At 31.7% G+C, this 20,042-nt stretch carries 13 protein-coding genes; 4 read left to right on the forward strand and 9 right to left on the reverse strand.

Annotated elements, in window-relative coordinates:
• Positions 1–25 precede the first annotated feature (25 nt).
• The 7 genes from J3S90_RS01765 to J3S90_RS01795 all read right to left on the reverse strand — a co-directional run bounded on the left by J3S90_RS01765 (position 26) and on the right by J3S90_RS01795 (position 12,809).
• Positions 26–646, reverse strand: a complete 621-nt coding sequence (locus J3S90_RS01765) for a methyltransferase domain-containing protein (protein WP_210644318.1) — start codon at positions 644–646, stop codon at positions 26–28.
• Positions 647–648: 2 nt separating this feature from the next.
• Positions 649–1,932 carry an ABC transporter ATP-binding protein gene (locus tag J3S90_RS15900; RefSeq protein WP_236023868.1) on the reverse strand — a complete coding sequence of 428 codons (1,284 nt, stop codon included), beginning with the start codon at positions 1,930–1,932 and terminating at the stop codon, positions 649–651.
• 280 nt (positions 1,933–2,212) lie between these two features.
• Positions 2,213–3,082, reverse strand: coding sequence for an ABC transporter permease (locus J3S90_RS01775; RefSeq protein ID WP_210644321.1), 870 nt, complete (start codon positions 3,080–3,082; stop codon positions 2,213–2,215).
• Between the two features lie 237 nt (positions 3,083–3,319).
• Positions 3,320–4,753 (reverse strand): RagB/SusD family nutrient uptake outer membrane protein, encoded by a 1,434-nt coding sequence (locus tag J3S90_RS01780; RefSeq protein WP_188049569.1) that lies wholly within the window; start codon positions 4,751–4,753, stop codon positions 3,320–3,322.
• Positions 4,754–4,771: 18 nt separating this feature from the next.
• On the reverse strand, positions 4,772–7,909 hold the full coding sequence (locus J3S90_RS01785) for a SusC/RagA family TonB-linked outer membrane protein (RefSeq protein WP_210644323.1): 3,138 nt from the start codon (positions 7,907–7,909) through the stop codon (positions 4,772–4,774).
• 381 nt (positions 7,910–8,290) lie between these two features.
• Complete coding sequence (locus J3S90_RS01790; RefSeq protein WP_210644325.1) at positions 8,291–9,697, reverse strand: RagB/SusD family nutrient uptake outer membrane protein; 1,407 nt, start codon at positions 9,695–9,697, stop codon at positions 8,291–8,293.
• A gap of 4 nt (positions 9,698–9,701) precedes the next feature.
• Positions 9,702–12,809, reverse strand: coding sequence for a SusC/RagA family TonB-linked outer membrane protein (locus tag J3S90_RS01795; RefSeq protein WP_210644327.1), 3,108 nt, complete (start codon positions 12,807–12,809; stop codon positions 9,702–9,704).
• A gap of 355 nt (positions 12,810–13,164) precedes the next feature.
• On the opposite strand from J3S90_RS01795, the gene J3S90_RS01800 reads away from it, so the two are divergent.
• On the forward strand, positions 13,165–13,824 hold the full coding sequence (locus J3S90_RS01800) for a ribonuclease HII (protein WP_210644330.1): 660 nt from the start codon (positions 13,165–13,167) through the stop codon (positions 13,822–13,824).
• Positions 13,825–13,892: 68 nt separating this feature from the next.
• Here J3S90_RS01800 and lipB read toward each other — a convergent pair whose 3' ends face one another.
• Both lipB and J3S90_RS01810 read right to left on the reverse strand, forming a co-directional pair.
• Positions 13,893–14,591: a lipoyl(octanoyl) transferase LipB gene (lipB, locus tag J3S90_RS01805; protein WP_210644332.1), complete on the reverse strand. Its 699-nt coding sequence runs from the start codon at positions 14,589–14,591 to the stop codon at positions 13,893–13,895.
• Between the two features lie 200 nt (positions 14,592–14,791).
• Positions 14,792–15,526 (reverse strand): hypothetical protein, encoded by a 735-nt coding sequence (locus J3S90_RS01810; RefSeq protein WP_210644334.1) that lies wholly within the window; start codon positions 15,524–15,526, stop codon positions 14,792–14,794.
• Between the two features lie 284 nt (positions 15,527–15,810).
• Between J3S90_RS01810 and J3S90_RS01815 the strand changes: the two genes are divergently transcribed.
• The 3 genes from J3S90_RS01815 to lysS all read left to right on the forward strand — a co-directional run bounded on the left by J3S90_RS01815 (position 15,811) and on the right by lysS (position 19,951).
• Positions 15,811–17,043 carry a hypothetical protein gene (locus J3S90_RS01815; RefSeq protein ID WP_210644336.1) on the forward strand — a complete coding sequence of 411 codons (1,233 nt, stop codon included), beginning with the start codon at positions 15,811–15,813 and terminating at the stop codon, positions 17,041–17,043.
• A 14-nt stretch (positions 17,044–17,057) separates the two neighbouring features.
• Positions 17,058–18,068, forward strand: coding sequence for a hypothetical protein (locus J3S90_RS01820; protein ID WP_236023869.1), 1,011 nt, complete (start codon positions 17,058–17,060; stop codon positions 18,066–18,068).
• Between the two features lie 179 nt (positions 18,069–18,247).
• Positions 18,248–19,951 carry a lysine--tRNA ligase gene (gene lysS / locus J3S90_RS01825; protein ID WP_188049561.1) on the forward strand — a complete coding sequence of 568 codons (1,704 nt, stop codon included), beginning with the start codon at positions 18,248–18,250 and terminating at the stop codon, positions 19,949–19,951.
• The last annotated feature ends 91 nt before the right edge of the window (positions 19,952–20,042 follow it).

Here is a 20,042-nt window from a genome sequence, read left to right on the forward strand (position 1 = left end):
ATTATAAAAAAAAACTTATTAAAAATTATACTTTTTCTGCTACACAACATATCATTTTATCATCTTCAAGAAGAATTACATCAATCACTTTAAGTTCAGAATATTTTTCAATTTGGTTTTTTAGAGTATAGGGACTATACCAGCAATTATGATCAGGATGGACAACTTCAATAAAATAATCTTCTCCATAAAAATTTCTTCTTAAGTGTTCCTTAGAAAAACAATTTGGAGCCGTTATTAAAAATATTTTAGATTTAATTTTAGAAACATTTTCTAAAAATGTTCTAACATTATCAACATGTTCTATCGTTTCAGGAATCAAACAAACATCATAATTTTCGTTGACATCTTTGAAGTCACTAAAATAATCTTGAGATACATACTTTTTTAAATTTTCAATTCCCTCCTTGTCAATATCAAAACCATGTAAAATATTTGTTATTTCATTAAGTTTAATATGTAAATTCTCATTAGGATCAAAAATAGGCCAATCTGTACATCCAAAATGGATTACCTTTTTATCCCTACAGTATTCTTCAAAAAAAGCGAACCTATTTTTTTTTCTTTTATGTACAACTTTTTGTACCCAATAATTTGAGAACTGTTCGTAATTTTTTTTAATTTTTTTTCCAAATAAATTTTTCATAATCAAATAAATTTCCATTCTAACATTGGCGTTATATTACCTATAAATGACGTATTTACAAATTCAATCTTTACCATATCTTTAATTTCAATAACAATACATTCTAATGCTTCGAAATAATTCTCTCTACTATCTCCAAACCATATTGAAATTGTATATAATCCATCAACTAAACGTGGATTAATAATTTTCAATAATATTTCTCCAGACAAATACTTTATGCAATCTGATTGTTTCATATTGTGTAAAACTGGGTTACCACCAAAAACTGCATTTCCAAATTCATTATATACAACAAATCCTAGATTAGGAATATTTAATTCATATTTGGAATTATAAAAAGCATTAATAACAATATCTTTTTCCTGTTGCTCCACAGAAACACTAACTAATGGAGAATCAACAAAACTTTTTGAATTGGAAATTTTATTGTCTTTTAAATATTGAGAAATTGCTTCATCTATTCCTCCTTCAAATACCACTTTTCCATTTTCCAAAACAATTCCTCTAGTACACAAACTCTTCACCGCCGCCATATTATGACTCACAAACAAAACAGTCCTTCCGCCCTCTCTAGAAATATCCTGCATTTTACCGATAGCCTTTTTTTGAAATTCAGCATCCCCAACCGCTAGTACTTCATCAATTACTAAAATCTCAGGTTCTAAAAATGCGGCAACTGCAAAAGCCAAACGAACGGTCATTCCAGAACTGTATCTTTTTACAGGTGTATCAATATAGCGTTCACAACCAGAGAAATCGATAATCTCCTCTAGCTTTGAGGCAATTTCTTTTTTGGTCATTCCTAAAATAGCACCATTGAGAAATATATTTTCTCTTCCGGTCATTTCACCATTAAAACCGGTTCCTACTTCTAACAAGGAAGCAATACGACCTCTTGATTTTATACTACCAGTGGTAGGCGCTGTAACTTTAGATAATATCTTGAGCAAAGTAGATTTACCTGCTCCGTTCTTACCAATTATCCCAAGGACTTCTCCTCTTTTTACTTCAAAATTGATATCCTGTAACGCCCAAACATAATCACTATTTCCTTTTGTAGAACGGTCATTGACATCGCCAATTTTTAGATATGGATTTTCCTTACCTCTTATTTGGTGCCACCAACGATTTAAATCATGACTCAGCGTACCTGTGCCGACTTGGCCTAAGCGGTATTGTTTGGAAATATTTTCGGCTTTAAGAATAACATCTCCATTCTTCTCTTCAACATCAAAAGAAGTGGAACGAATGTTTAATTCCTTATTTCGTAATTCTTTGTCCATTATTTACTTTGAGTTATTTCTTCTTCTTGTTGACTGTTTATTATAAGTGCAGTTTTTGGGTGGTCACTTTTATAAATAATTAAAAATCAAATACTTTAACAGTTTTCTTAAATCAATTTTTAAATTTTACAAACACAAATAGGCGACTATTTTACACGGCTTCGCATACTCAGTCACAGGAATGAAAGAGATAAATTACACTTTATTTTACTTAGGCAACGTTACTTTTATTTTAAAAAAAAACCTATTATTATGTCTTAAACAGTACATCTTAAAAAGATTATACTGTATCTATAAAGTTCTTTTCTGTTCTATTAAAAATTAAAACTCCTACTAAAAATAAACTTATTGTTACCACAGTTGTATAAATTAATCCTATAACAGAAACTTCACCCACATTTAAGAGCATGTATCGGGTACTTTCAATAACATAAGCTAAAGGATTGTATTGTACAAGCCAAGCATAATGAGGTATTTTCTCTTTAATCAATGCCAGAGGGTACATTACTGCAGATACATACATGAGCAACTGTACTCCAAAACCTATTAGATAACTAAAATCCCTGTATTTGGTAACCAATGAAGAAATAACCATTCCCAAACCTAAGCCTAATATACCCATTAAAACTATTAGAAAAGGAAAAAATACAATCGCAGGGTTAAAATGTAAAGCAGCACCTTGAAAGTAATAAAGGAGATAGAAAACAATAAAAATAAAAAATTGAATTCCGAATTTAATTAGATTAGAAATTACAATTGAAAGCGGAACAATTAGTCGCGGAAAATAGACTTTTCCAAAAATACCTGCGTTGCTACCAAAGGTATTAGACGTTCCGTTGAGACAGGCCGTAAAATAATTCCATATCGTTATTCCTGCTAAGTTAAATAAAAACGGAGGAACACTGCCTGTGCTTATTCCTGCTAAATTATTGAATATAATAGTAAAAGTAATTGAGGTAAATAACGGCTGAATCAGATACCAAAGCGGCCCTAAAACGGTTTGTTTGTACATAGTTACCACATCTCTTTTGACAAAAAGAAACAATAAATCTCGATACTGCCAAACTTCCTTTAAGTTAAGTGTGAAAAATTTATTTTTTGGCGTTATCTCAAACAACCAATTGTTATTTTTCTTTTCTGAATGATTCATTTATTTATGCTATAATCTATTACTAAAGTCTTTCTTAAGATAAACTAATTTTTCAACATTTCACATTAACTGGTTAGTATAAAAATGTTATTAGACAAAAAATATAAATTTAGTAGACAAAAAAAATAGTGTAAAGGTAAATCATAAAAACGTATAAATAAAAAAAGCACCCAGTTATTAAACTGGATGCTCTTTCAACTAATTCTAAAACTTAATAATCAATATAATTTTATTTTATTAGTCATTAGGAAGACATAATTTATTATATAAAAGCTCATTTAATGGTATTGGCCATATGTACTGAGAATCTGTTGTAGCTACAGATGGAGCACCACCCTTTGCAGGGAAATTTTGTGCTAATCTCATAATATCTGGAGATCTAAAACCTTCACCTAGTAATTCAATCCTTCTTTCTATTGCAATTTGATTTAATAAATCTTGAAAAGTCGCAAAAGACGCCGCCGTAAATATAGTAGTAGCATCTGATCTACCTCTTACTGCGTTCAATAATTGAATAGCTCTTGCATCAACTGTTTTATTATCTCTTACAATCGCCTCTGAAAGATTTAAAAGTACTTCAGCATAACGAATTACAGCAACAAAATCAGGATCTGAAGCATTTTTAGTCCATTTATTCAAATACGTTTTTCCTGAATTCACGACATTTAAAGCTTTTCGTGCATCAGTAGACTTCCAACCAGCATTTGAAAGGATTCCTGTAGGAAGCAAGGAATATTCGCCAGTACCAACAGTTGGATTGTAATAACTAACTAATGAATTTTGCGTTCCAGGAATATCTGTAGGACTATAAGCAAATGAAAACATATTCTCAGTGGTTAATGCAGGAGTAGCAAAAACAGCACCTATAGTAGGAGCTAATTTATTTGAAACTCCGGTAATAGAAGAGAAAGGCGCTGACATTGTAACTATTTTATTAGCTTCAGCAATAACCTTATCATATTTATTCATACTTAAATATACTCTAGTTTTTAATGCAATAGCAGTATTTTTATGCGCTCTAGTAGTATTGTCATAGGCATTCGCATTAGTCAACTGTAAATTTGCCTCAGCGTAATCTAAATCAATTATGATTTGGTCATAAACAGCGGCAACTGATGCACGAGCTAAATCACTACTTCCGCTATTTGTTTCGGGTTTTAAACGCAACGGTATTCCCGGTTTTGAACCATTACCATCCCAATAAGGTCTAGCGTACAAAGTAAGCATAGAATAATAAGACAAAGCTCTTAAAAAAGATGCTTCAGCTTTATACTGAACTTTTAATGATGCTGGAATAGGAGCTCCTTCTAAACCCGCAATAACAACATTACATCTATTAATGGCTAAGTATCCAGCGTACCATAAATTATTAACTTCGTTAGTGCTAGATTGTAAACCAAAATTCCATGTAAATAAGTTGGTAACACCATTAGATCTATCATTATTAAACTCTTCCCCACGCACGTCTTGATAATTAAAATATCTTCCGCCATAAAATTGTCCTGTTTTGACACCACCATACATACCCAAAACCTGCTGTAAAGCTCTATCTGGTGTTTCAAATGCAGTAACGTCGCTAATTCTTGTTTGATTGACAGGTGACAAAGCATCTGTGTCGGTACAAGAAGATATTGCTATTGAGGCAATAAGTAATAAATATATTTTTTTCATTATTTCTTTTCTTTAAAATTATAAACTTAGATTTAACCCAAATGAAAACGTTCTAGCAATAGGTGCTGAATTTCTATCAACACTTGGCGAACCATTTGAATTTCCGTTTGTCGAAATTTCTGGATCAAATCCTGAATAATTAGTAAATGTAAAGGCATTCTGCACACTTAAATAGAATCTTAAGTTAGAAAGTTGAACTCTATCTAATAGACTCTTAGGTAAGCTATATCCAAAAGCAATATTTCTAACTTTCACGAAATCTCCTTTCTCTAGATTATCTGAAATAGGCATAGAAGAACCATTTGAAATATTATCACCAAAAACAATTTTAGGAATATCTGTTACATCTCCTGGGTTTCTCCAACGATTTAGAACATCAGCCGAGTTATTCCAAACTCTCTGATCATGCAATCCAGCTTTTGTACCATTATACACATAGTTCCCTCCAGAGAAATACAAAGAAACATTTAAATCAAATCCTTTATACATAAATGTATTTGAAAAACCACCGTAATACTTAGGTAATGCTGGCCCTAAAACAACTGCATCTGCTGCTTGATTAGCCGCACGAGTAACAGACCCATCACTTACTTTAGTCCATCTTGAAGCTACTGGAGACGCATGATCGTACTGAACCGCTGTACCATCTCTATAATAAAAAATTCTTCTTCCGTTAGCAGGATTTACTCCTCCCGTTTTCACAATATAAAAGTTTCCAATAGACTCATTTACTCTAGTGATACTTGTGTTTTCTAAAGCAGTAGCAGTAATAATATCAGAATCATTAGCATCTAAAGATAAAACTCGGTTTTTTTGAGTCGAAATATTAAAACTTGTATTCCATTTAAAATCACCATTAGACAAAACTTTTGCGTTTAAAGTCAACTCATAACCTGTATTACTCATACTTCCAACGTTAGCCAAAATTGAGCTATCTGGAATTCCTGTAGAAGAGGCTTGTGGAACACTTAAAATCAATCCATCAATATTATTTTTGTAATAGCCTAATTCTCCTGTAATACGATCATTAAACAATCCAAAATTCAAACCAAAATCTGTTTTTTTACTTGTTTCCCAAGTTAAATTTTTATTTCCCGCTTGAGCATAAAAAAGTGTTGGATTTGTTCCGTTTAGACCTGCATTAAAGAAACTACTTGAAGCATAACTAGCAATTCCTTGATTATTTCCTACAAGTCCATAACTAGCTCTCAATTTGAACTGATTTAATACATTACCAATGGCAGAATTTTTAAAGAAATCCTCTTCAGAAACCGTCCAACCTAAAGATCCACCATAAAAATTACCCCATTTATTTCCTGGTGCAAAAGCAGAATAACCATCTCTTCTCCCGTTTATAGAAAAGTAATATTTTTTATCATAATCGTAATTAACGCGTCCAAAATACGACTCAAGATAATTTTCAATCAATAAGTTACCCGCAGGAACTATTGTACTATAACCTCCTTGGTATTCATTAAAAAAAGGATCAGAAACCGTTTTTCTTGTAGCTCCCCAAGCATCTGTTTTAGAATATTGTCTTTCAGTACCTAATAAAGCACTAAAATTATTTTTTTCAGCCAAAGTAAGATTGTAATCTAATATATTTTGAATTGATTTTCTAGTATATCTATTCATTGTATTACTTGCTGTACCTTTATCAGTAAATCCGTCTCCTTGAAGTGGCCCTAAGAAATCTTTATTTTCTATAATTAAATTATCAATACCATACAAAGATTTAAAATTAAGTCCTTTAGCTATTTTTAATCCTATATAAAAATTAGAAATAATATGATCATTTTGAGCAATAAAAGTATTTGTATCGGTCAAGTATTTAGCATTAACATATTGCAACGCCGTTAAATTATTTCCATAACCTATCTGGTTTCCTCTTAAATTATAGGTTCCATCATTATTGAATGGTCCCACGTTTGGAGCTTGAACAAATGCTAACCTTGCTGCACCAGAAGCAGCAAAAGCAGCACCGTTTGCAGAACCCGTATTTAAGCCATTAGTTTTAGCATTCGTGTAACTAAAGGTACCACCAATATTAATCCAACTATTTACTTTTTGATCTAATGTGAAACGACCTGTTTGTCTTCTAAAGTCATTATTAATAAACATTCCTTCTTGCTCTAATTGACCCGCTGATAAGAAATATTTAGTATTTTCAGTAGCACCAGAAATACTAAGATTATGATTGAAAGCAACACCAGTTCTGTAAGCATAATCATACCAATTGGTATCTACAAGATTACCATTAGCATCTTTCATAGTATAAAAACCTCTTGTAGTACCATTTGCTGGTGTTCCAAAATTAGCTAGACCTTCATTTTTAATTTCAGTAAATTCATTTGCGTTTAAAAGTGGAATTAAATTGTAAGCACTTGTAAAACTAACAGAAGAGTCAAAGTTTATAGAAACTTTCCCTAATTTTCCTTTTTTAGTTGTTATCAAAATAACACCTGCAGCTGCTCTTGAACCATATATTGCTGCAGATGAAGCATCTTTCAAAACCTCTACACTTTCAATATCAGCTTGATTAATATCTGACAATGGATTATTAGCAGCATTACTTTGATTTAAATTGTCTCCATTCCAAGAAGGAACTCCGTCAATTACAATTAAGGGGTAAGAACTCAAATTAATAGAATTTACACCTCTAATACGTATTACTGCTTGATTTCCTAAAACACCGTTAGGAGAAGATGCATTAACACCAGATGCAGCTCCTGATAATGATTGATCAAAACTTTGAACAGGAATGTTTTTAATTTTGTCACCACCAATCTTAGAAATGGCTCCATTAACATCTCTTTTCTTTTGTGTTCCGTATCCAACAACAACAACTTCATCTAAATCCTGCGAATCAGATTTCATTTTTACGTTTATCGTATTAGAAGCACCAACAGTTACAGACGAACTATTCATACCGATAAACGAAAACTGTAACACTTCTCCAACTTTAGCCTTTATGGAATAGCTCCCATTAAAATCAGTCTGAACTGATTTTTTAGTTCCTTTTACTATAACATTTGCACCTGGTATAGGACCAGTAACATCTGAAACAACACCCGTTACAGTTTTCTCTTGTGCAAAAGCTAACTGCATAGATAACGCTATCAATAGCGTGTAGATCCATTTAAATTTTAATCTCATTTTTTTGTTTGGTTTAGTTAATTATTCAGCAAACATCTTAATAAATTGTTAAATAAACTATTTTTAACATAAAATATTAAATTATTTAACATTAAAAAAGTTAAGATTACAGTAAACATAAGGGTTAACGTTACAAACAAAAAAAATACAACACTTTAAAACCATCTAATTAATCATTAAAACAGACTAAAATAACTAAGAAATTTAAAATTTAAACAACACAGAATAATAGTTATCAAAAATTTGACGTTAGATTTAAAATGTAAAAAATAGAATTATATTAAACTTGAGTTTAATTGTTAAAAAAATAGCTAAACTTTATATAAAAAAAAGGCTATCCATTTCTGGATAGCCTTTTTAAAAGATAATGGACTAATTAAATTAGTATCCTTTATTTTGAATTGTATTTGAATTTGCATTTTTCTCTCTCAATGGGATAGGAAATGCATATCTATAACTACCATATGCAATACCTGGCAAACCTAAATCATCATAAGTTTGTCTAACCGCATCAACAACTGGCATATTCATTTTTGTTCTTGCAATGTCATCAAATCTAAAACCTTCAAAGCATAATTCTTTTCTACGTTCCAAAATGATATTATCAACAGATACTGTAGCATAACCTACATCTCCACGGTTAGTTGCAACTTTATTTAAATTTGTCAAAGCAGAAGGATCAGCAGCATTAAGTCTGAAAGAAGCCTCAGCATTTATCAACAACATTTCTTCAAATCTGAACAAAACGACGTTAATATCAGCTTTAACAAATTTACCTAGATTTCTAATACGTGATTTAGCATCTAAACCAATCATAGTTCCTCTAACATCTGTAGCAGAAAACTGATTTTTTAAATCTTGCAAAACAACGATATCACCATAAGCAGTATTGTTATAAATATTATATAAACTATCATTTCCTCTGTTATCATCAGCAAGGAAGATTAATTCAAAAATCGAATTCGCAGGCTGGTTAATTTTGAATGATTCAGCATATTCTGAAGCAGTAAGAACTCTAGCAGCACCACTAATTAAAACTTCATTTGAAGCAGCTTTAGCGATCGACCAATCACCAAAATACAACGCAACTCTAGCTTTTATAGCATTAACAGCTACAGTTCTGATAGATTTTTTTCCACCAGTATCTAAAGTCTTGTCCATAATCTGCAAAGCTTTGTCTAAATCTGCGTAGATAAAAGTTTTTACTTCACCAACAGTACTTCTTTTAGGCTTCATTTGTGTAGGATTCAAATATTCCTTAACATAAGCAACTCCTAAAGAATTCATATCTCCGCCACCAATACCAACATGTTGTTGACCAAAAATACGTACTAAGTCATAATGTACTAAAGCACGCAATGCCAAAGCTTGACCTTTTACATAATTAATAGCAGCTGCATGATTAGCAATTTGTGGATCAACTGCAATATTTGAATTTATGATGATATTACAAGTTGCAATCACACCATACATCTGTAAAAAAGCAGAATCAGCATCAGCATTTGAATTAATCATATCCATAGATCCAGAAGTTACAAATCTTCCAGAGTTGGCATTGGCATAAGTATTATCAGATCTAACGTCTCCAAAAACAATTACGTTTCTTCCGTAATATGTCTCAGAAGTCATTCTGTCATAAGCACCGCCAAGTAAACCTTTTAAATCACTTAATGTTTTTATTTCAGTACTCGGTTTATTCGTACTCAAAGTAGGCTCAAGATCGCTATCCGCACAAGAATTTAGAAAAATTCCTGAAAAAATCAAGGCACCAAATATTATTTTTTTCATCTTATTATAATTTTATATTAATTGCAAATACAACAGATTTTACAGGAGGACTAACTAAACGAGTTAAACCGTCTGCTCTTACCTCTGGATCATACTTCATATTATCATCTTTCACAAAAGTCAATAAATTTGTTCCTCTTAAAGATAAATCAAATCCATCAAGTCTCATAGCTTCAACAATATTTCTATTGAATTTATAACCAATTACTAAATCTTTCATTCTTAAATAATCACCATCATATAAAAATCTTGATGATGTAGAAGCAGCACTTCTTCCTGAGTTAAGTTCCATTTTTGGAGTAGAAACTATATCACCTGGTTTTTGCCATCTGTCCATTAAGTTTTCTGTACCATTAAATGAAACGAAAGTATTTGTACCATTACTTTGAGTATAAGAAGCCCAGTCTTCAAAAACTTTATGACCACCTGCAAAGTAAAAAGCAACATCTAAATAAACACCTTTGTAGTCAACATGAGTACCAAAACCACCAGAAAAAACTGGAGCTGATTTTCCTTGTATAGCTACTTTTGCATTGTTGTAAACTGAAGTTGTAGCTCCATCAACACCATTGATGTACCATAATGGCAAACCGTTAGCTGCATCTACACCTGCCCATTTACGCATGTTCCAAGTATTAATAGACTCACCAACTTTAGTTATTCTAGTACCTGAAGAAATTTCAATATCATTCCCTAGAACATCTTTAGCAAGTTTTTCAACATTGTTATCATTGTGAGCATAGTTTCCAGAAATAGACCAATTTAAATCATTCCCTCTAATAATACTATAGCTTAAATCAACCTCAACACCTTTATTTACAACAGAACCAACATTCATTAATTGAGATGTAGAACCTTGAGTTAATGAAATCGGCACACTTTGCAATAAGTCAAATGTATTTCTGTTATAGTAAGACACACTTCCAGAAACTCTATTGTTTAATAGACCAAATTCTAAACCAATATCAGCCGTATGGTTTTTTTCCCATGTCAATAATTCATTACCTACTTGAGTAGGATAGATAATCGGAGCTGAATCATAACTAGAATCAAAACCTAATAATCTTTGGTATGAATTTTCATTAATACCACTGTTTCCAGAAGTACCGTAAGAAGCTCTAAGTTTTAAGTTGTTAAAAATTGAACCGTCCATAAATGCTTCGTTATGAATATTCCAAGCAGTACCAACTGACCAGAAATTACCATAACGGTGAGTAGGAGCAAATTTAGAAGAAGCTTCTCTTCTAAAAGTAGCATCTACAACATAACGTCTGTCATATCCGTAGTTAAACAAACCTAAATAAGAAACATTTAACCAATCTGTAAAATTAGCATAAGTTGATTTATTTTTTGAAACAACATCTAAATAAATTAAATCATCAGATCCAATATTCTCACCATAACCTCCTAAAAAATCATTCTTGTTTTTTTGGTATTCAAACAAAGCCGTAGCATCAAAACTATGTTTATCTAACTTAGCGTTATAGTTAACAGAGTTTTGAGTTACCATATTAGTATTTCTTCTAATATTTTGTTCAATACTACCATTACGATCTTTACCATCACCATGAACTCTATTGTTATAGTTATGATAAGTATTCATATTATAATCTAAAGAGAAAACAGACTTATACTTGAAATTATTGTTTATCTTCCACTCTAATGTGTTATTTGTTCTAATTCCAACTAAATCATTTGTTCTTACATTATTTTCTAAAGTATAGAATGTATTATGTAAAGAAGTCCAGTATCCAATATCAGTTGTTTTTGAACCTGTTCCGATATTATAAGAACCATCAGCATTATATGGATTAATCCAAGGGTTCATAAAGTACTTCGTTAAATTTGGATTACTAAATGTACCAGATCCTTCTAAAATACCATCTTGTTTAGCCTCAGAAAAAGAGTTAGTAGTACTAAATTTCAATGACTCAGAAAGTCTTCTTGATACTGCTAAAGTCCCAGTAAAACGTTTAAATTCTCCACCAATAACAGTAGCTTCCGTTTTATTGTATCCTATAGACGCGTTAAAAGTAGTTTTATCATCACCTGCAGAAACAGAGAAGTTAGTATTCTGAACTACAGCACTTTTGTTTTTCAACAATTCACCCCAGTCATAACTTTTTCCATTCCAATCTGCTAAGCTTCCAAAATTCGCATCAACACCTTGCCCTGCAGCTGTATTTAACAACCAATTTTCTGCACCAGCTCTTGTGAAATTATTTGCTGCACCATAACTATTAAAAGCAGCATCTAAATACAATTCTTTTCTTTGATCTCCTGTTAATGGTTTTCTACCATCTACAGCATTACTTTGAAACCCGATAGAGTTACTAAAAACATAAGATGGCTTCCCAACTTTACCTTTTTTAGTTGTAATTACAATTACACCATTAGAACCTCTAGCTCCATAAGCAGCAGTTGCAGAAGCATCCTTCAAAACAGTCATAGTCTCAATGTCGTTACTATTTAAAGTAGCCAACACAGAAAATGAAGATGAAGTCGCAGCATTACCATTAACTCTATTATCATTTGCACCAGAGAAATCACCACTAATTACTGGAACACCATCAATAACATACAATGGTTGATTATTAGCAGAAATAGAACCAATACCTCTAATACGAATATCCTGAACAGACCCAGGAGTTCCAGATGAACTAGAAACCTGCAAACCTGCTACTTTACCCTGCAAAGCTTGATCAACAGATACAGTAGGTATACCACTCAAAGTACTTCCAGCAAGTTGCTTAGAACTTCCTGTCATTGTACTTTTTGCTTTAGACACATACCCCATCACAACAACTTCTTCCATTTGTTGTGCACTTGCTGTCATCTTAACATTTGCGATAGAAGCATTAACAGTTACAGAAACACTGTTCATACCTGTAAATGAGAAACCTAAAACTTCTCCAACTTTCGCTTTGATAGAGTAACTTCCTGTAAAATCAGTTTGAACTGATCTATTCGTACCTTTAACAATAACATTTACACCAGGAATAGGCCCTGTTGCATCTGAAACAACTCCACTGATAGTTTTCTCTTGAGCAAAAGAAAACTGCATAGACAACGCTAATAAAAGCGTAAAGATCCATTTGAATTTTAATCTCATTTTAATTTATTTGAATTAGTTATGCTACAAAAATGCTAATTTTTTCTTAAATATTACACAACACAACCTTAGGAAAAGAAACATTTAACATTCTTATGATAATAATTTAATAAAAATCATAATAATTTCAATAAAAATTGAAAATAAAGGTTTAAAGAAACCAAAACAACAATAAATACTTAGGAATGAAATACTAAAAAAATCATATAAATACTACATCTAATGTTATGTAAAAGTTAAAAAATTATTAATTTTAACATTAACAACAAAATCATTTTTAAAATCCTTTAAAAACGAATTTATTTAAAATTTTAATACTTAAAATTTACTTTATTTGTAATAAAATACAACAATTATGCTCCATCCTTATTTTTTTGCACAAAATCTTGAAGCAGGAACCGATGAAGCTGGCCGAGGTTGTCTTGCCGGACCAGTTACGGCTGCCGCAATAGTCTTACCGAATGACTTCAAAAATGAAATACTAAATGACAGTAAAAAGTTATCTGAGAAAACCAGAAGTCAAATACGCCCTTTATTAGAGCAACAAGCCCTAACGTTTGCGGTAACTCATCTCGAGCCTTTAGAAATAGACCATATAAACATATTGAATGCTTCTATAAAAGCAATGCAGCAAAGTGTATTACAATTGAATCCAAAACCAGAATATGTAATTGTAGATGGCAACACTCCTTTTATCAGGAAAAAAGGATTTATAAAAACAAACGGAAAAATATTCAGCGAATCAGAGATTAAAATATTAACTGCTATACCAAGCACTAGCATTGTCAAAGGAGATTCAAAATACATGAGTATTGCTGCTGCATCCGTTTTAGCAAAAACCTATCGTGATGAATACATGGATAAAATACATGAGGAGTACCCAATGTATAATTGGAAAAAGAATAAAGGCTACCCTACTAAAGAACATAGAGAAGCCATTAGAAAGTATGGAATAACGAAATACCACAGAATGACATTCAAGTTGCTTCCAGAGCAATTAAAATTTGAATTATGATTTTTATTTTTTTGTTGTTTTTAAACAAAAAAAAACATAATTGCATTCCAATTGATTGATTGATTTTATTACACAAATTTTGCTTCAAATAATTCTTTGAAGTGTTTCAAGACTTTTTGTTTCACTTCTTCTTCATTTACTTTTTCAACACCAAGTTCTACATTTAAAGAAGTAACTGCTTTACCGCGAATCCCACATGGAATAATATTATCAAAATACCCAAGATCGGCATTAACATTCAAAGCAAATCCATGCATGGTCACCCATCGTGAGGCACGGACACCCATAGCACAAATTTTCCTAGCAAACGGAGTTCCCACACCTAGCCAAACTCCAGTCTCTCCTTCACTGCGTCCTGAAGAAATTCCATATTCCTGAAGCGTTAAAATAATAGCTTCTTCTAAAAAACGCAAATATTTATGAATATCGGTAAAAAAGTTTTCTAAATCCAGAATAGGATAACCTACAATTTGACCAGGACCGTGATAAGTAATATCGCCACCTCTATTAATTTTATAAAAAGTAGCCCCTTTAGCAGCTAGTTGTTTCTCAGATAATAATAAATTACTTAAATCTCCACTTTTCCCTAATGTATAAACATGCGGATGTTCTACAAACAAAAAATAATTGGGTGTTGCTAAATCAAGTTCCTCTCTTCTATTTCTAATTTTGAGATCGACAATTTCTTTAAAGAGCTGTTCTTGGTATTCCCAAGTGGCTTTATAATCCTTATTTCCTAAATCTTGAAGTTGTATCGTTTTATTCATTTGTGATTACAGAGAAAAATTAATCAATTTAGTTTCTGTCATTGGTGAGTGACAAATTTACAATTTATTATTTTGTTTTTTCCAAGAATCAACAATCGCTTGATAATATTGAGGAATCAATTTTTAAATAAAAAATTCACTCCTAATATCTTTAATTATTTTGGATAGTAATCAAAAAGCTATGCTAATCAAAAATCCCATTACTCTAAAACAACTTCTAGTATTGTACTTTCAGGATCTTGTAAAGAATCGGATATAAGAAACCTTAGTGAAACAGATAATTTATCATTACTTACTATTGCTGCTGTATTCGAAACGTATTTTATTTTTTTAGGAAAATGATAATCTAAAACATAAGACTGATTCATTTTTACATCGCCAAGTTGCTTTAATAATGCTATCATTCTTGCTTGCTGTTTCTTTAATTCTTTTACATCGGTAATCGTAACGCTTCTTTTAAATACATTTCCATCAAAAGAATAACTTACTTTATAATAATGCTCCTCTGCAGACAAGGCATAATTATGTCGTAAGTCATCTGCATACTCTTCCGTTTTATATAAGTCAGGAACAGCTTCGATTTTATCGAATTTACAAGAAATTACAGTTCTGAATTCTTTATCAAAAGAGTTTTTTTTGATATGTACATTCACCTCTTTGTACTGATTAAAAACTGACTTTTCATGCAAGGGTAGTTTAGAAAAATTTTCTTGATATTTTGATATATATTCTTTAAAAACATAGCTACTATCTATAAAATTATTTTCTTTAGAATAGTCTTCACCAACTAATTTCATATAACTTGATTCATCGCGCAATCCTTGAGTGGTTATTGTTCCGCTACCATCTTGATTTAAAAAAAAAGTTTCAGTCATTTGACAAGCCGAAAAAAACAATATTATAAATAAGGAGAAAAACGGTTTCGATTTTCGCATAATTTTTTTTCAAATATAGCAAAAATCTGACAATTAAAAGATTTTGATTTTTGACATTTATAATTTAAAAAATAAAAATATACTTTAATTTTTGAAAGAGAAATAACACATTACCAATATATTTATTAGCAGCAAGCAAAATGATTTTAAAAAAAAAAACAATATTAATTTTTTTCCTATTAAAAATATCAAAAATTAATTAATTTAAAACCAAATTTTAGTTTAATTAAAAAAGAACCAAATTTGCAAAATATAAATAAAAAAAACTTTTTTCAATTAATTAAATGCAGAAAAAAACCTACAAAAAAATTTTGCTTATAGTATTAATCACCCCATTTTTAATACTTAGCAGTTGCGACAGCGACACCAATTATGCTGCTTATGAGCCCCACTACAAAGCAACTATTGACGGATCTAAACTTCCTAAAGAAAATCGACCAATGACTATGTTTGAAGACTCAGAAAATCCTTCAAAAATGTATGACAAAAGCGACCGATGGTTTAGGGTAAATCAACCTTTACAAGTGATTCAAAAAACAAAGGATTCCGTACAAATATCTCTTTACTCTCCTGTAGGATTATCTGATGTAAAAATTTACGCAAAATTACCAAATTACGACAAACGATTTGTCATTTATCATTTTACAAACATCCCTGCTTTTCATCGTTCTTTTCATCAAATTCCTTTAGTGGCTGAGAAAAATGATTATTTATTAGAATCTGGCAAAACAGTAACTATTGATCAAATTACAGGGTTTTCATCTGGCTCAATCGAATTTTCGGTAGAATCTACGGATCCCTTATATGCTAAATTTAAAAAAATAAAATCTTCTCAATTGGTTCAATTTCACGATGGGTATCATTTGGCCGAATTAGGAAAGTATTTGCCAATGAATCCTGTATTGGCTAAGGAAGCGATCACTATGATCATCAATTATTCTTATGCCTTGAGTCATCCCATTTACTATGATACTTTTGTAAATTTTGACAAATACAAACAAGAACAAGCAGCTGTAGCTGGAAAACCAATCAATGGAGCATTAGATTGGCACGGAAACGCTGAGGATGCTGACGGAAATTATGATTACTATTCGAAAGCTGAAATAGAGCAACAATATAAAAATTATGTTGACAATAGAAATCTTCATATAGCAATGGTTGGTGGCGATTCTGCTTGGGGAGGTGGTGCTTTAGCATCACAATGGGAATCTGGATACATAACAGGACATTGGACAGGAGAAATGTCAGTTTGGTCTCATGAATATTCTCACCATACTGGATATAGCCATAGTAGTAATTTAGCGAACAGTGGCGAAGGTGGAGGCCAACAAGAGATGTTAACCCAGTTTTACAAATACTTGATTCATATAAACGACTTACCCTTTATAGATCCAGAAATTTTGAAAAGTTGGACTAAAAAAGAATATCTAAACACTACTTATAAAAAACCAGTTTTCAAAATAAATGCCAATAATCCATTTTTGTTAAAATACAAAGGAACAGGGAAATGGAATTAAAAAATACCTACAAAATGAAAAAAATAATTTCCTATATATTCTTACTTTGTTTACTGACTAATTGTAGCAAAGACTCTTCAGAAACCGATACTCCAACGAATTATAATTATTATTACCCTACTGAAGATACTAGTATCTCGGCTACTGAAATTGGAGATGGAACTAAAAATTTGGATCCAAAAGGAATTGCGGTTTCGAACTCCAAATTATACATTTGCAACGGAGATGTTCTAGAAATATTTGATGCAGAAACTTTGGCATATATCAAAACAGTAGCCAATTACACCAAAGGTTCTACAACCATACCCTTTAGCAAACTTTCGTCGATCTCTATTGATAACGGACGAATTTACTTAGGAAGTGTAGATTCTAGACTTTTTGTGATGGATGAAAAAACAACTAACGGAATCAATACTTTAGGAAATGGTCAATGGTGGACTACTTTTGTACACGTATTTGGTGTTACAGTAAAAGACGGATTAGTCTTTGTTAAAGAAAAAGAACAATCAATTAAAGTTTTTGAAACTTCACAAATCACCGAAACTAGCAATTGGAATTTAACACCAATCGCAAAATTAAATACAACCACTGGTTTTGACGAAATTTATTCGATGGATATAAATTCAGGAAATCTAGTAGTTGCCGGTAGAAATGCAAAAGGTTATTTGTATTATCCTATAAAAGCAATTCGAAATAGCGCTGCAAATTCACCTACAACTGCTTTGGCCCCAGCAAAAATAGCCCTTTCAGAAAGCCGACCTGTAGCAATCACTTTTACAACAGAATGGGCCATTGCATCAGAAAGTGTAGGGAATTCAAACCTATTGCGTTTGTATCCTATAAATGAATTCATAGGGCAAACTTACAATCCACGAGTAAATGCATCCGATATTATGGGCAATAATTCCTTTGGAACTATAATTAGCACTGCACAATACAAGGATCGTATATTTTTATCAGACAATACCAATAAAAAAATAAGAATTATAAAACTTAATAAAGCAACGATAGCAGAACAAAAGTAAAAGACTTGATTCGCTAAAAACGAACTTTTAAATTAATTCAACTTAAATACAAATTAGGCATTCTTAGAACTGCTTAATTTGTATTTTTTTTTTTGATACATATAAACCAAAACCTTTGCTTTTAAACTTTATACTTAAAAACAAAAACTTATCTTTGCATTCTTAAAAATTAGAACACAATGGCATTATCTGAACAAGAAATCATCCGAAGAGAAAAACTTCAATCGCTACGCAACTTAGGAATCAATCCTTATCCTGCTAATCTTTTTCCTGTAAATCATACTTCGAAGCAGATAAAAGAGCAATTTGAAGACGGAAAGAAGGTTATTGTCGCTGGCCGTTTGATGAGTGTAAGAGACCAAGGAAAAGCTTGTTTTGCTGAATTGCAAGATAGTGAAGGACGCATTCAATTGTATGTGAATCGCGATGTTTTGTGTCCTGAGGAAGACAAAACCATGTACAATCAGGTTTTTAAAAAATTAACAGATCTTGGGGATTTTATAGGAATTGAAGGAGAATTGTTTACTACCAAAGTTGGTGCACAATGCATTCGTGTTGATGTTTTCACTTTCTTAAGCAAAACGTTGCGTCCGTTACCTTTACCAAAAGTAGATGAGGACGGAAAAGTACACGATGCATTTAATGACGCCGAATTGCGTTACAGAATGCGTTACGTAGATTTGACTGTAAATGAGCATGTAAAACAAACATTTATTAAGCGTACAAAATTGTTTAACGCCATGCGTACCTTTTTTAATAACGCTGGATATCTTGAGGTAGAAACCCCTGTTTTACAACCTATTCCTGGTGGTGCAGCAGCACGACCGTTTATTACACACCACAATTCACTTGACATTCCGTTATACATGCGTATTGCAAATGAATTGTATTTAAAAAGATTAATTGTTGGTGGTTTTGAAGGAGTTTATGAGTTTTCTAAAAACTTCCGTAACGAAGGAATGGATAGAACCCACAACCCAGAATTTACTGCCATGGAAATATATGTAGCTTACAAAGACTACAACTGGATGATGGAATTTGCCGAGGAGCTATTAGAATATTGCGCAGTGGCCGTAAACGGGACTTCGGAAGTTACTTTTGGTGAACACCAAATTAGTTTCAAAGCACCTTACGCTCGTGTGACAATGACCGATTCTATTAAACATTTTACTGGTTTTGACATTTCTGGGAAAACGGAAGCGGAACTTTTTGAGGCTGCAAGAGGAATGGGAATTGACGTTGATGCTACGATGGGTAAAGGAAAATTAATTGATGAAATTTTTGGTGCCAAATGCGAAGGAAATTATATTCAACCAACCTTTATTACTGATTACCCAAAAGAAATGTCACCATTATGCAAAGAACATAGAGATAATCCAGAATTGACAGAGCGTTTTGAATTAATGGTTTGCGGTAAGGAAGTGGCCAATGCCTATTCTGAATTGAATGATCCAATAGATCAAAGAGAACGTTTTGAAGACCAAATGCGATTAGCCGAAAAAGGAGACGATGAAGCTACGGGAATTATTGATGAAGATTTTTTAAGAGCTTTAGAATACGGAATGCCACCTACCTCTGGAATGGGAATTGGTATGGATCGTTTGATTATGTATTTGACCAATAATGCTTCTATTCAGGAAGTATTACTGTTTCCTCAGATGAGACCTGAAAAAAAACAAGTTCAGATTGAATTAGAAGACGATGAAAAATTAATTGTAGCATTACTGCAAACCAATAATAACCAAATGGAATTTGGATTATTAAAAACAAAATCAGAATTAAGTGGAAAAAAATGGGATAAAGCCATGAAAAATTTAGCTGCTCTTGGCATGACGGAAGTAGTAGTTGATGGTGATGTAAAAGCTTGCAGATTAAAAGAATAAAACTTCATTTAGAACATAAAAAAAAGGAACTCAATTGAGTTCCCTTTTTTTTATGCAATACTTTTTCATCACATTTTAGAATAACACTTTT

Source organism: Flavobacterium flabelliforme, from assembly GCF_017948675.1.
Taxonomy (GTDB): domain Bacteria; phylum Bacteroidota; class Bacteroidia; order Flavobacteriales; family Flavobacteriaceae; genus Flavobacterium; species Flavobacterium pygoscelis.

What these genes read in the sequence shown, in the direction of transcription:
- J3S90_RS01765 (WP_210644318.1), bottom strand. Translation starts at nt 646, where the DNA reads ATGAAAAATTTATTTGGAAAAAAAATTAAAAAAAATTACGAACAGTTC.
- J3S90_RS15900 (WP_236023868.1), bottom strand. Translation starts at nt 1,932, where the DNA reads ATGGACAAAGAATTACGAAATAAGGAATTAAACATTCGTTCCACTTCT.
- J3S90_RS01775 (WP_210644321.1), bottom strand. Translation starts at nt 3,082, where the DNA reads ATGAATCATTCAGAAAAGAAAAATAACAATTGGTTGTTTGAGATAACG.
- J3S90_RS01780 (WP_188049569.1), bottom strand. Translation starts at nt 4,753, where the DNA reads ATGAAAAAAATATATTTATTACTTATTGCCTCAATAGCAATATCTTCT.
- J3S90_RS01785 (WP_210644323.1), bottom strand. Translation starts at nt 7,909, where the DNA reads ATGAGATTAAAATTTAAATGGATCTACACGCTATTGATAGCGTTATCT.
- J3S90_RS01790 (WP_210644325.1), bottom strand. Translation starts at nt 9,697, where the DNA reads ATGAAAAAAATAATATTTGGTGCCTTGATTTTTTCAGGAATTTTTCTA.
- J3S90_RS01795 (WP_210644327.1), bottom strand. Translation starts at nt 12,809, where the DNA reads ATGAGATTAAAATTCAAATGGATCTTTACGCTTTTATTAGCGTTGTCT.
- J3S90_RS01800 (WP_210644330.1), top strand. Translation starts at nt 13,165, where the DNA reads ATGCTCCATCCTTATTTTTTTGCACAAAATCTTGAAGCAGGAACCGAT.
- lipB (WP_210644332.1), bottom strand. Translation starts at nt 14,591, where the DNA reads ATGAATAAAACGATACAACTTCAAGATTTAGGAAATAAGGATTATAAA.
- J3S90_RS01810 (WP_210644334.1), bottom strand. Translation starts at nt 15,526, where the DNA reads ATGCGAAAATCGAAACCGTTTTTCTCCTTATTTATAATATTGTTTTTT.
- J3S90_RS01815 (WP_210644336.1), top strand. Translation starts at nt 15,811, where the DNA reads ATGCAGAAAAAAACCTACAAAAAAATTTTGCTTATAGTATTAATCACC.
- J3S90_RS01820 (WP_236023869.1), top strand. Translation starts at nt 17,058, where the DNA reads ATGAAAAAAATAATTTCCTATATATTCTTACTTTGTTTACTGACTAAT.
- lysS (WP_188049561.1), top strand. Translation starts at nt 18,248, where the DNA reads ATGGCATTATCTGAACAAGAAATCATCCGAAGAGAAAAACTTCAATCG.